A 13634-nucleotide genomic window follows, 5' to 3' on the forward strand; every position below is an offset into this window, starting at 1 on the left:
AAGCATATCGGTTCGTAGGCACTGGGCCACAAGCTCGGTCCTCAACACTCAATCAAACGGAAGGGGCTATATATGGCTGGTGAAAAGTCAACTATTATTTACACACTGACTGATGAGGCGCCATTATTGGCGACCTATTCGCTACTGCCGATCATTGAGACCTTTACCAAGCCAGCTGGCATCGAGATTATTAAAAGTGACATCTCTGTAGCTGCACGTGTGCTCGCAGAATTCGCTGATTACCTAAGTGAAGAGCAAAAGGTATCCGACAACCTTGCAGAGCTAGGTCGTCTTACACAAGATCCAGATACAAACATTATCAAACTCCCGAACATTAGTGCGTCTGTTGCGCAATTAACTGCATGTATTAAAGAGCTTCAATCAAAAGGTTATGCAATTCCAGATTATCCGGAAAATCCAACGACTGAAGAAGAAAAATCAATCAAAGCTCGTTATGGTAAGTGCCTTGGTTCAGCAGTAAACCCTGTCCTTCGTGAAGGTAACTCTGACCGCCGTGCTCCAGCAGCAGTTAAAAACTATGCGAAAAAACACCCTCATTCAATGAGCGAGTGGAAACAGTGGTCACAAACTCACGTTTCACATATGGAAGAAGGTGACTTCTACCATGGTGAAAAATCAATGACACTTGATCGCGCACGTAATGTGAAAATGGAACTTATCACGAATAGTGGTAAGAGCATTGTTCTTAAGCCAAAAGTTGCGCTTCAAGAAGGTGAAATCATTGATTCAATGTTCATGAGCAAGAAAGCACTTTGTGATTTCTATGAAAAAGAACTTGATGATTGTAAAGAAGCGGGAATTTTATTCTCTTTACACGTAAAAGCGACAATGATGAAAGTTTCACACCCGATCGTTTTCGGTCACTGTGTGAAAATCTATTACAAAGAAGCTTTCGAAAAGCACGGTAAGTTATTTGACGAATTAGGCATTAACGTTAATAACGGTATGGCTGGGTTGTACGAGAAAATCGAAACTCTTCCAACTTCATTACGTGAAGAAATCATTGAAGACTTACATGCTTGTCAAGAACACCGTCCTGCACTTGCAATGGTTGACTCGGCAAAAGGCATCACAAACTTCCACTCTCCAAACGACATCATCGTAGATGCTTCTATGCCAGCAATGATTCGTGCTGGTGGTAAAATGTGGGGTGCTGATGGTAAGCAATACGATGCTAAAGCAGTAATGCCAGAATCAACATTTGCCCGTATTTACCAAGAAATGATCAATTTCTGTAAATGGCATGGTAACTTCGATCCGAAGACTATGGGTACAGTACCAAACGTTGGTTTGATGGCTCAAAAAGCTGAAGAATACGGTTCTCACGACAAGACTTTTGAGATTTCAGAAGCTGGTATTGCAAACATTACCGATCTTGACACTGGTGAAGTGTTATTGACTCAAAATGTGGAAGAAGGCGATATCTGGCGTATGTGTCAGGTTAAAGATGCTCCGATTCGTGATTGGGTTAAACTTGCAGTAACTCGTGCACGTAACTCAGGTATGCCTGCAATCTTCTGGCTTGACCCGTACCGTCCACACGAAAACGAATTGATCAAGAAAGTACAAAAGTACTTAAAAGATCATGATACGACTGGTCTTGATATCCAAATCATGTCTCAAGTACGTGCAATGCGTTACACACTTGAGCGCGTAGTACGTGGCCTAGATACGATTTCTGTGACTGGTAACATCTTACGTGACTACTTAACTGACTTGTTCCCAATTATGGAACTTGGTACTTCTGCAAAAATGTTGTCTATCGTTCCGCTTATGGCGGGCGGTGGTATGTACGAAACTGGTGCTGGTGGTTCAGCGCCTAAACACGTACAACAACTTGTTGAAGAAAACCACTTACGTTGGGATTCACTTGGTGAGTTCCTTGCGCTTGCAGTATCTTTAGAAGAAATGGGCATTAAAGAAAATAATGCTCGTGCTAAGTTACTTGCGAAGACACTTGATGAAGCGACTGGTAAATTGCTTGACAATGACAAGTCTCCATCACGTCGTACTGGTGAAATCGACAACCGTGGCAGCCACTTCTACTTGTCACTTTACTGGGCTGAAGCACTTGCTGCTCAGAACGAAGATGCTGAGTTGAAAGCTAAATTTGCTCCTCTTGCTAAAGCTTTAGCTGAAAATGAAGAGAAGATTGTTGCTGAACTTGCTCAAGTACAAGGTAAACCAGCGGACATCGGTGGTTACTACGCAATTGACCCAACTAAAGTAAATGCTGTAATGCGTCCAAGTGCTACATTCAATGCAGCTCTTGCAACAGTTGAGGCTTAATTACTCACTCGTTAGTAAATAGCTTAAGAGCCGGTGCATATGCACCGGTTTTTTATTTCTTAAAAAAGATATTAAAAAAGCCCACTGATGTGAGCTTTTAAAAGATTAAATCTTATCGACCATTGCGGCCACGACCACGTGGTGCTTTGGTATTTGGGCGAGTTGTACCATTGGTCTTACGACGTGGTTTCTCGCTTTCATCCATTTGCCAAATACGTTTTGTACCAGATTTTTTCGCAGAACCATCTTTGTTCTTGCGAACCATTGGTTTACCACCAGTACCGCCTGGCTTTTTCACATATGAACGTGAGCGATAAGGCTGTTCAGCTGGTACATCTTTAAAGTCAGGGTAGAGTAATGGTTCAATTTCTTTTACATCACCCGGTCTTAAACCAAGTTGAACTAAGTCAATTGAGCCAATTTTAGTACGAATTAAACGTAAAGTTGGAAAACCTACCGCAGAAGTCATACGACGAACTTGGCGGTTACGGCCTTCGCAAATTGAAATCTCAATCCAAGATGTCGGAATATTTGCACGGTAACGTACGGGTGGATTGCGTTCCCATAGCCATTCAGGTTCACTGACTTTAATGGCTTTGGCAGGAAGCGTCATACCATCATTCAGTTCTACACCTTTACGAAGTTGCTCAAGCGCTTCTTCGGTTACATCGCCATCAACTTGAACTAAATACGTTTTGTATTTTTTATTTGCAGGGTTGGTAATGAACTGATTCAGACCACCATGATCGGTTAAAAAAACTAAACCCTCAGAGTCCATATCGAGACGGCCTGCCAAGCGCAAAGTCGGGTCATCAACAAAGTCAGAGACGGTCATGTGCGCTTCGTCTTTACGAAACTGGGAGAGAACGTCATAAGGTTTGTTGAGAATCACAATTTTCATAAAAAATGGCTTCTTCTTTCAAATAACTAGAGAAAACATTGAGCTATATTTAAGTGCGAAATTTGCTTATTTCCCACATAAATCTCAAAAAGAATTAAATTCGATTAAGCTATTATGCGTTAATAAAAGTTGAAAGTATTGTTTATCGATAATTATTTTTAGTTATTTAAGTATTATAAAAGGGAGAATCTACACAATGGGTTATCAGAAGATCGTGGTTCCTGCCGACGGCGACAAAATCAAAGTAAATGCAGACCTATCACTGAACGTACCAAATCATCCAATTATTCCTTTCATTGAGGGTGATGGTATTGGTGTAGATATTACGCCAACCATGAAAGCAGTCGTAGATGCTGCTATTTTAAAAGCTTACGGTGGCAAACGCTCGATCGAATGGATGGAAGTGTATTGTGGCGAAAAAGCCAATAAAATTTATGGCAACTATATGCCCGAAGAAACTTTTGAAGCACTTCGCGAGTTTGTTGTATCAATCAAAGGTCCTTTAACCACACCAGTAGGTGGCGGTATTCGTTCACTCAATGTTGCATTGCGCCAAGAATTAGATCTATATGTTTGCGTACGTCCAGTGCGTTGGTTTGAAGGCGTTCCATCACCCGTTCAACACCCCGAATTAACCGATATGGTGATTTTTCGTGAAAACTCGGAAGATATCTATGCAGGGATTGAATGGAAAGCTGATTCTGAAGAGGCAAAAAAAGTCATTAAGTTCCTTCAAGAAGAAATGGGTGTCACAAAAATCCGTTTCCCTGAAGGATGTGGCATTGGAATTAAACCTGTATCGAAAGAAGGAACACAGCGTTTAGTCCGTAAAGCCATTCAGTTCGCAATCGAAAATGACAAGCCTTCTGTGACGTTGGTTCACAAGGGCAATATCATGAAATACACCGAAGGCGCATTTAAAGAGTGGGGTTATGAATTGGCTCTAGATCGTTTCGGTGGAGAACTGATTGATGGTGGTCCATGGGTTAAAATTAAAAACCCTAGAACGGGTAAAGACATCATTATCAAAGATGTCATTGCAGACGCATTTTTACAGCAGATTCTCATGCGTCCAGCCGATTACTCTGTGATTGCCACGCTAAATTTAAACGGTGACTATATTTCTGATGCTTTGGCAGCGGAAGTCGGAGGTATTGGTATTGCGCCGGGTGCAAATATTGGTGGTGCTATTGCTGTGTATGAAGCAACGCATGGCACAGCACCTAAATATGCAGGTCAGGATAAAGTAAACCCTGGTTCTATTATTCTTTCTGCGGAAATGATGCTGCGTGATATGGGGTGGACAGAGGCTGCTGATCTGATCATTAAAGGAATTTCTGGAGCAATTGCTGCCAAAACCGTAACTTACGATTTTGAGCGCCTAATGCCGGGTGCAACCTTGTTACGTTGTTCTGAATTTGGTGATGCAATTATTAAACATATGGGAGAGTAATCTTCTATTAAAAAGCCCTCGGTTGAGGGCTTTTTTTATTGCATAAATTCGGGATGTTTCGGAGTTTTAATAAAGCCGATTTTCTTTTGATAACTCTGGTCTAGGGCTTGAATAACAAGAACGAAAGCAACTAGAAATAAAGGAAAGAGCAGAGTTTTCACGATTTGGTTTCTCCGAGAGTTGAGGTGAAAGAAGGGCGTAGGGGAATTAAAAGGCAAATCGCAAAGAGAAGAACGGTTCCACCCAAAAGAAAGAGATGTGCATAAGACCAATGCAAATGATGCAAAGTACTAATGACAACACCACCCAAAAGTTGAGTACTGGCAAAGCCAATGGTGGCAAGGCTCCAAAGCTTTTGAGAACGGTGCTCATAAATCTGTAGCAGACTATAAGAACTAATAAATACGGTTGCGGGAGTCAGTAAGCCTGTCAGAAGCGAAGATAAGGCCAGTAAAGATGCGGTATGTGAAAGGAACGGCAAAACAACGGCTAAGCTGTAAATGGTATATAACCATTTAATGGCCTGGAGATATCCGATTAGTCTGCTTAAGCAATAAGCGACAAGTGCACCAATGCAGCTTCCCACTCCATAGAGAACCCAAAATAGATTTCTTTGCTGTAGGGGAAAATGCAGAGTTCCAGATAAATAATCCATCCAAAACAAAGAGTGTGGAATATATGCAAAGGCACTACACATATAGGCAATAATAATGACAAGGCCTAAACGTGATTTTTGTAAGGCTTGTATAGTGGTCGATTGCGGCTTAATAATCTGGGCAGTATTACGAGTTAATAATCGATAAAGAGTTAAGCTTCCTAATAGAGAAAGACCCGCGAAAATATTCCAAACATAATGTACGGGCATATTTTTAAGTAGAGGAATAATAATAGTGGCGGATAAAACGCCGACACCAATCCCGCTAAATCCTAAGAAATTAACTTTTAATCTTTGCGTGTTGGGAGTGTATTTCATTGCAAAGCTAGGCGCCAAAATCATAAGTAAGCCGCCAGCAATACCTGAAATCGTACGCCAAAAAATGAACCACACCAAAGGCATATCCATAAATGAACAGCCTAGTAGGCTGAGGCTGCCAGCTATAGCCGACAAGACAATCATGGGTGGGATGTACTTTTCTTTAATACTTAAGAGCGCTAATAAGGCACCAATGAGATATCCCAATAAATTTGCGCTCCCTAAGTAACTGGCAAAATCGTGAGTCCATTGGTATTGCTCGATCATGATGGGCATAAGCGCAGTATAGGAAAATCTAAAAACACCAATTCCCAAACAAGTTGCCAAAAAGACAATTAAGCTCATTCGATAAAACGTAGACATGAGAGGACGCTCAATTTTTTTATTATTAAAAGCGAGTTTTTAAATCTTTAAAAATGATTTAATATGATAGTTATTATCTTGTTTTGAGATGGTGGTATGTTACTTAAGTCTCTAGAGTTTTTTTTAGCTGTTGCAGAGAGTGGAAGTTTTTCCTTGGCTGCACAAAAAATGTATACGGTGCAATCGAATATCACGAGCCATGTGAAAAAACTTGAAGAAGAGTTAGGGGTTATTTTATTCAATCGTAATAACCCTGTGACTTTAACGAATGCCGGACAACAGCTGCATAGTTATGCTGTTCAAATGATTGCTCTACATAATAAAGCGAAAAAAATCTTTCAAGAGGGTGATATTGACCCGAACGAAACCATTCGTTTGGGCAGTATGGAAACGACAGCAGCAATACGTCTACCTCAATTACTCAATCAATGTATGCAGCAATATCCGAATTTGCCGATTGAGCTGCAAACTCACCCGACACGATATTTGTTAAGCGCTGTGCAGCAAGGAGAGGTCGACTGTGCTTTTGTTGCTTCTAAATATTTAATTCCAGAGTTGTATAGTTTACCTGTTTGGCAAGAACAATTGGTTTTGGTTTGTCCGAAACAGCAAACTCACTTTCCAGATGTTGTCAAGCTTGCAAAGACCCGATTTATTGCGTTTCGACAAGGTTGTTCTTATCGTCATGCAATCGAGTTATTTTTAAATGATCACAGTGTTCCGCCTTCACAAATTATAGAAATGGGCAGTCTGGACGGGATTGTAAGCTGTGTGGAATTAGGCGTTGGTTTTGCTTTATTGCCAAAGTCATATCTAAACAAAGTAGTCGAGAAAGTGTCATTAAGTTGTTTTGAACTTAATACTGAATCCGCTCATTTTACTACCTACTTGGTTGCCCAGTCGCCTGAAACATGGGGAAGCAATTTAAAGCAGTTTATTCATTTTATTGAGCAACAATTTGAATTAAAGGTTGCTTAGGTTGTGATTGATTTTCATACGTAAATATCCAACTTAATTTATAAATTAAAAGTGATATATATGTATGAAAAAGTCATTTTATATTCTCACAGAGGTTTGTAATCATCTTGATGCTATAAAATTGTGGAAAAGGGTAGTTTATATAGGCTGGCTATGGTCAAATATGCCCCCTTGAAAGATGACACAAGCAATAATTTGGAGTTTGGGAATGAATATACCCTTAATCATCAATATTGTGGTTTTTGTCGGGTTAATATTTTTACTCGCCCAAACACGTAAAACAGACTGGAGCTTATCGAAAAAAGTTCTGGCTGGCTTAGTTCTAGGTGTGGTGTTTGGTTTAGGACTACATTTGATTTATGGCGGTGGCCATCCGATTCTTGCTGAATCTATTAGCTGGTTTAATATCGTTGGAAACGGCTATGTAAAACTTTTACAAATGGTCGTGATGCCTTTGGTATTTGTGTCTATTTTGGGAGCGGTGGCAAAATTACACCAAGCATCTTCTTTAGGCAAAATCAGTTTTTATACGATCGGTACTTTACTCTTTACAACGCTGATTGCTGCACTGGTAGGGGTATTTGTTACCAACCTGTTTGGCTTAACTGCAAAAGGTTTGGTGCAAGGTGCTGCTGAAACTGCACGCTTAACTGCGATTAATACAGACTATGTAGGCAAAGTTACCGATTTAAGTGTGCCGCAGTTTATTCTTTCCTTTATTCCAAGTAACCCATTTGCTGAATTGACTGGTGCAAACCCAACATCAATTATCAGTGTAGTTATTTTCGCCGTCTTTTTAGGTATAGCAGCGCTTAACCTAATGAAGGATGATGCTGAAAAAGGTCAACGTATTCTGACTGCAATTCAGACGTTACAGTCATGGGTAATGAAGCTTGTGCGCTTAGTGATGACTCTTACACCATATGGCGTATTTGCGCTTATGACAAAAGTCGTGGCAAGTTCAAACGTTGCAGATATCTTAAATCTAGGCGGTTTCTTGGTTGCATCTTATTTAGGCTTGGCGATTATGTTTGTCGTACATGCCATTATTTTGACTATGACCGGTGTTTCTCCGCTTAAATTCTTTAAGAAAGTTGCTCCAGTTTTAACGTTCGCATTCACTAGCCGTTCAAGTGCAGCAAGTATTCCACTGAGCATTGAAACACAAACTCGTCGTTTAGGTGTGCCTGAATCTATTGCAAGTTTCTCTGCTTCTTTTGGTGCCACCATTGGTCAAAATGGCTGTGCGGGTTTGTATCCTGCAATGCTGGCAGTGATGGTTGCACCTACCATGGGTATTAACACCTTAGACCCAATGTGGATTGCATCATTAGTTGGTATTGTGACCTTAAGTTCAATTGGGGTTGCTGGGGTAGGTGGTGGTGCGACTTTCGCTGCGTTGATTGTGCTTCCTGCTATGGGCTTACCTGTAACGTTGGTTGCACTTCTTATTTCAATCGAACCTCTCATTGATATGGGACGTACTGCGTTAAACGTAAATGGTTCGATGACTGCTGGTGTTGTTACGAGCCAATTGATGAGTCAGACTGATAAAGAAATATTAAACAGTGAAGATGAAATTGAGTTAACTCAACATCATTAAAAATCAATAAAAAAACGGCTCTCTATTCTGGATGAGCCGTTTTTTTATATGCATAAATTGCCACTGTGATGTTAATTTTAAAAAAACTGTATCTGTTTTTCTTTTAAATAATTTTCGAAAATAGGCCTATTACAAAAGAGAGCACTATCATGAAAATGTATCAAGTCGATGCTTTTACAAAAGAGTTATTTCGTGGAAATCCAGCCGCTGTCGTTGTTGAAAAAGAGTGGTTAGATGTAGATTTAATGCAGAAGATAGCACTTGAGAATAATTTGTCTGAAACTGCTTTTGTAAAAATTATAGACTCTGAAAACTATGAAATCCGTTGGTTCACGCCAACGGTTGAAGTTGATTTCTGTGGGCATGCCACGCTTGCCAGCGCTTTCGTATTATTTAAAGATTTTACCGAGAAAAAGACCATTAATTTCCATGTACGAAACTTAGGTCTTTTTGTAGTTCACCAAGATGAAGATGGCAAAATCAGAATGGATTTTCCAATTCGCAAAGCTCATCAAGTTGAAGATTATCCAGCTATTTTACGTCAAGCATTAACAAAGCCTTTTAAAGCGGTTTATCAAAATGTTCAAGCCTACATTGTTGAGTATGAATCAGTGCAGGACGTATTAGATGAGCAGCCTGACATGAACTTACTTAAAGCCTTGGGTAAACGGACTGCGATTACTACTGCAGGGATGGATGTTGCCATCACCTCAAAAGCCGATCAACAATATGATTGTGTATCGCGTTATTTTGCCCCTGTCGCGGGCATTGAAGAAGACCCTGTTACGGGTTCAATTCATACGGCAATAGCGCCATTATGGGCAGAGAAACTTGCTAAAAATAATATTATTGCTTATCAGGCTTCTAGCCGTGGAGGCGTTTTATATTGCAATGTCCTGAATCAGGAACGTATTGAAGTTTCAGGGTATGGGAAGCTTTATATGCAAGCTGAAATTTTTCCTTAAAATATAAGGCCGTTTAAATAAACGGCTTTTTTTTCAAAACTTTACTATGAAAGTTAGTTCAAATTTCCTACTATAGTCCCACAACTATTGATTTTTTATTATTCAAATTAATTGGTATTTATATGTTTATGCAGTTTAAACAACTGACACTCTCCCTATGTATTCTTGGTTTAAGTGCTGCGTCTTGGGCACAAACTACACTAGTAAAAAGTAAGCAAAATATTGAGGAATATAAATTAGATAATGGTTTTCGGATTGTGCTTGCACCGAATGACAAAGAAAATAAAATCTTTATTAATACCATTTATTTAACTGGCTCATTAAATGACCCGCAAGGTAAAAGCGGCTTAGCTCATTTGCTTGAGCATTTGGCTTTTAAGGGGACACAAAATGTTAAAGGGGAAGAATTCCAGCGTCGTTTAGATCAATATACATTGATGACAAACGCCAGCACCGATTATTATTCAACAAAATATACTAATATCGTTCGTCCAGAAAAAACTGCGCTTGATCAGGTACTGTATCTTGAATCTGAGCGTATGGATAAATTAGTTCTTCAAGAAAAGTTTGTTCCTTCCGAAATTGAAATCGTAAAGCGTGAACGCGAAGTTCGCATGGATCAGCCATTTGCTGTGCTGATGGATCAAATGTGGAAGTCAGCTTATGGTAACCAATATTTAGGTCGTTTACCGATTGGTGATTTGCCTGAACTTAAATCTATTAAAATGCCTGAATTGAACCAGTTTTATCGTAGCTGGTATGCACCTAATAATGCTGTTATGGTCATTTCAGGTAAATTTGATAAGACTGATGTCTTAAAAACAATAGATCAATATTTTAGTCCAATTGCGGCAAGAGCGGTTCCTAAAACTGTACAGATTCCTGTGCTTGACTCTACAAAAATAAGAAATCGTCAATTCATGGTGAAAAAGGGCAGTGATCTGGCTAAATTCCATATCTATATGAATGGTAAAAATACTAAAATTCAGCCGACACTCGCTTTAGCTCCTTTGTTATATACCATGCAACCAAGTGGCCACCTATACCAAAATATGGTGGAAACAGGTATTACCACAAATGTTGAAGCTAGTACTTGGTTAGACCAAGATTTTAATGTGGTGTTTCTAGGCGCCATTTATTCACCAAGTAATGACCCTAAAAAAGTTGAAAGTTCTTTGTTAGCAGGCATTGAAAAAGGGAAGCCGTTTACTGAAGTTGAATTAAATCGTGTTAAAAGTTTAATGAAAACTCAAGGTGATCTAATCACGAAAGATGCGGTAGCACTGGGGTCACGTTTAAGTGATTACACCGTCGCTGGCGGGCAATGGGATCAATATTTTAAAGATTTAGATTCTGTAGAAAAAGTTAAGCTAGATGATGTGAATCAAACTTTAAAACAGTTCCTTGTGGCTGATCATCGTATTGATGGCGATATTTTGCCAACACCTGAAGACCAGAAAAAAGCGCAACAGCAAAATTCAAAAGAGACACCTAAAACTCTAGATCAGGTCGAAGCAAAGGCCGAGCCTTTAAAAGATCCGAAGGTATATCAACAAGAAGTTGCTGAGTTTTTAAAAACTTCAAAGCAATATGTTGAAAGCAATGAGAAGAAGATTATCCGTGGAAAACTAAAAAATGGAATGAAGTATGCTTTATTCCCAGTTGAAACACGTGATGATCGTACTTATGCAACGATTACGATGGACTTCGGAACAGAAAAATCTTTATTTAATAAAGGTACGGTAGTTGATCTAACCTCATACTTATTGCTTCGTGGTTCTGATAAATACAGTTTGCAAGATATTGCCGATAAATCAATTGATGCAGGCGGTGCAGCTTATGCAAGTGCTGACGGCAATGGCATGACCATTAATATTCAGTCTAAATCAGAAAAATTTGATGAGTTTTTCAAGTTTGTTCTTGATGTGATGAAAAATCCAAAATTTGAACAATCTCAATTTGATTTAATTAAATCGCAAAGTTTATCAAGCCTAGATCGTCCTTATACTGAGCCAGATGTAGTGGCGGGTTTAACACTTTCACGTTTACTTGAAGAATATCAACCGGGTGATTTGCGTTATCACTTCGAACCTGAACTGGCAAAACAGCAGTTGAAAAATGCAACTCAAGAGCAAGTGAAAGAGTTATATGAGCGTTTCTTTGCAATGAACCATGCTCAAATTGCCATTACAGGCGAATTTGATGCGAAGAAGATGCAGAAATTACTAAATCAGGAATTTGGTCGTTGGAACGGTAAGCAACCATATCAAAAAATCTTGATTGATCACGTTGATTTTCCAGCACAGCAAGTTCATGTTTTATCAGAGCAACGTGAATTTGGTAGCTACCAAAGTGTGCTTTCAATTCCAGTTGGGAAAAACCATCCAGATGCATCTGCTCTCATTTTAATGAACTATATTTTAGGTGAGTCTCAAATTTCATCACGTTTGGCTCAAGAGCTTCGTGAGAAAAATGCGCTGGTGTATGGTTTTGGAAGCGGGCTACAACTTGATCGTGACACGAATGTAGGAGCTTTGAGTATTAGTGCAAATTATACTTCAGGTCGCTCAGCACAAGTGTCTGCTTCAATACACAAAGTGTTAAATGACTTGGTTAAAAATGGAGTAACTGAGCAAGAGCTTGAAGCTGCTAAAGCAGATATCATGAAGAAACGAGTTACGGCTTTAGAAGATGAACGTAATATTCATGGCATGTTAAATCTACAGCTTGAAACAAACAAAACATTGCAAGACCGAATTCGTCATGACCAAGAGTTAACTAAATTGACTGTTGCTGACGTTAACAGAGTAATTAAGAAGTATATTAAATCTGAACATTTGGTCGAAGTGATGGCTGATCAATATGGTCAGGCCGCAAAGAAATAAAGTCTTCTCGCAAATAAAAAGCCACTCAAATGTGGCTTTTTATTTGGGTCTTTAAATCACATTAATGATCATGTTTGTGCGCGTGAAAATCTTCATTTTTACGGAAACGTAAATAATTTTCGAATTGTTCACAATATTCATCGAAGTTATCTTCAAGCATCATTTGAAATTGCTGAAGAAGGTAAGACATAACCTGATCTTTCGCATCACGCATTTCATTACCATCTTTAAAGTTATTTGCTGCTACCCATGTATTGAAGCGGGCAGTAGCAAATAACATTGCAGCACTCACTTGACCACGTAGCTCAGCCGGATCAACTTTTTTATCTTTTGGCGGGCGACAAAAATCATTGGCTTGTTTAATGAATTCATCCGCACGCTCAAAGAAAACCGCATTTAACGCTTCTTCTTCAGTAATATCTGTTGCATTAATCTTTTGAGACATGACTTATTCCCGCAAAAATAGAGCTGCTTATTATAGGCAAACGCTTGCGGAAACAAAACCTTTGACTTAGTCTGTAAATAGCCTAAGTATTGGTAGGAGAGACTAATATGCAAGATGCAATTGCTATTCAAAGTTTAAAGACAGATATTGCTTTATTACGCCAGCATGTTTTCCCACCTCAATATTTAGAGCATGTTGAAGGATTGCCGATTTATTATGGCTTGCAAGAAGAAGTCGAAAATTATTATCAACAATGGCAGGGGCTAATTGAAAGGGCACAAGAGCTTTTTCAGCCATTTATGGAAGATGAATTACCAGATGCCATTCATCTGCCAAGTCATTTAAATTTACCGCTATTCTTTTTTCATGTAGACCGAATTCGGATTAATAAAACACGTGCAAAAGAATCTAAAACTTTCCGCGGTGTTGCGAGTCTTATTGAAAAATGCGGGCAGTTTGAAACAGACCAGATATTTACGATGCAAGAATGGTTGCAAAGTGATGATACCGCGGCTCTGGTTGCTCACCGTGAATTCATCGATTTAAGAACCTATGTATTCCAGCATGGACAAAGCGAATATACACGTTCACGGTTTTACACCAATGGGATTGTGCTAGGGGTTGAACCGCATTTTAAATTGGTAGATGCTCGTGATAAGCCAAGAAAGCAACGCAGCGATAGCTATAGTGATCCCTTAGCAGATAACGGCGTATGGAAAGTATTTGGTAAATACCGATAAAAGTCGCTGCACGTTTAC

Annotated in this window: 11 protein-coding genes; 7 read left to right on the plus strand and 4 right to left on the minus strand. The window is 39.3% G+C overall.

All coding sequences use genetic code 11. The annotated features are described in order from the left end of the window. The first annotated feature begins 72 nt into the window (after positions 1 to 72). Positions 73 to 2310, plus strand: a complete 2238-nt coding sequence (locus tag ACTJJG_RS06655; RefSeq protein ID WP_002118624.1) for an NADP-dependent isocitrate dehydrogenase — start codon at positions 73 to 75, stop codon at positions 2308 to 2310. Positions 2311 to 2422: 112 nt separating this feature from the next. Here ACTJJG_RS06655 and ACTJJG_RS06660 read toward each other — a convergent pair whose 3' ends face one another. Then, positions 2423 to 3211 carry an rRNA large subunit pseudouridine synthase E gene (locus ACTJJG_RS06660; RefSeq protein WP_005067912.1) on the minus strand — a complete coding sequence of 263 codons (789 nt, stop codon included), beginning with the start codon at positions 3209 to 3211 and terminating at the stop codon, positions 2423 to 2425. A gap of 196 nt (positions 3212 to 3407) precedes the next feature. On the opposite strand from ACTJJG_RS06660, the gene icd reads away from it, so the two are divergent. Next, positions 3408 to 4664, plus strand: a complete 1257-nt coding sequence (gene icd, locus ACTJJG_RS06665; RefSeq protein ID WP_005067916.1) for an NADP-dependent isocitrate dehydrogenase — start codon at positions 3408 to 3410, stop codon at positions 4662 to 4664. Between the two features lie 35 nt (positions 4665 to 4699). On the opposite strand, the gene ACTJJG_RS06670 is transcribed toward icd, so the two are convergent. Beyond that, positions 4700 to 4825, minus strand: a complete 126-nt coding sequence (locus ACTJJG_RS06670) for a hypothetical protein (RefSeq protein WP_017399280.1) — start codon at positions 4823 to 4825, stop codon at positions 4700 to 4702. After that, positions 4822 to 6000, minus strand: coding sequence for a YbfB/YjiJ family MFS transporter (locus ACTJJG_RS06675; protein WP_372552537.1), 1179 nt, complete (start codon positions 5998 to 6000; stop codon positions 4822 to 4824). Before ACTJJG_RS06675 ends, ACTJJG_RS06670 begins: the two co-directional genes overlap by 4 nt. Before the next feature lie 96 nt (positions 6001 to 6096). On the opposite strand from ACTJJG_RS06675, the gene ACTJJG_RS06680 reads away from it, so the two are divergent. From ACTJJG_RS06680 to ACTJJG_RS06695, 4 genes are all read left to right on the plus strand, one after another. Further along, positions 6097 to 6978, plus strand: a complete 882-nt coding sequence (locus ACTJJG_RS06680; RefSeq protein ID WP_372552536.1) for a LysR family transcriptional regulator — start codon at positions 6097 to 6099, stop codon at positions 6976 to 6978. A 208-nt stretch (positions 6979 to 7186) separates the two neighbouring features. Next, positions 7187 to 8581: an L-cystine transporter gene (locus tag ACTJJG_RS06685; RefSeq protein ID WP_069140834.1), complete on the plus strand. Its 1395-nt coding sequence runs from the start codon at positions 7187 to 7189 to the stop codon at positions 8579 to 8581. 149 nt (positions 8582 to 8730) lie between these two features. Further along, positions 8731 to 9546: a PhzF family phenazine biosynthesis protein gene (locus tag ACTJJG_RS06690; RefSeq protein WP_032063308.1), complete on the plus strand. Its 816-nt coding sequence runs from the start codon at positions 8731 to 8733 to the stop codon at positions 9544 to 9546. 122 nt (positions 9547 to 9668) lie between these two features. Beyond that, positions 9669 to 12431, plus strand: coding sequence for a M16 family metallopeptidase (locus ACTJJG_RS06695; RefSeq protein ID WP_372552535.1), 2763 nt, complete (start codon positions 9669 to 9671; stop codon positions 12429 to 12431). A gap of 61 nt (positions 12432 to 12492) precedes the next feature. Here ACTJJG_RS06695 and ACTJJG_RS06700 read toward each other — a convergent pair whose 3' ends face one another. Continuing rightward, complete coding sequence (locus ACTJJG_RS06700) at positions 12493 to 12876, minus strand: DUF3144 domain-containing protein (protein WP_002118682.1); 384 nt, start codon at positions 12874 to 12876, stop codon at positions 12493 to 12495. Positions 12877 to 12983: 107 nt separating this feature from the next. Between ACTJJG_RS06700 and ACTJJG_RS06705 the strand changes: the two genes are divergently transcribed. Then, positions 12984 to 13616 (plus strand): hypothetical protein, encoded by a 633-nt coding sequence (locus ACTJJG_RS06705; protein ID WP_017387283.1) that lies wholly within the window; start codon positions 12984 to 12986, stop codon positions 13614 to 13616. Positions 13617 to 13634 lie beyond the last annotated feature (18 nt).

Source organism: Acinetobacter sp. 22512, from assembly GCF_052044755.1.
GTDB lineage: Bacteria > Pseudomonadota > Gammaproteobacteria > Pseudomonadales > Moraxellaceae > Acinetobacter > Acinetobacter pittii.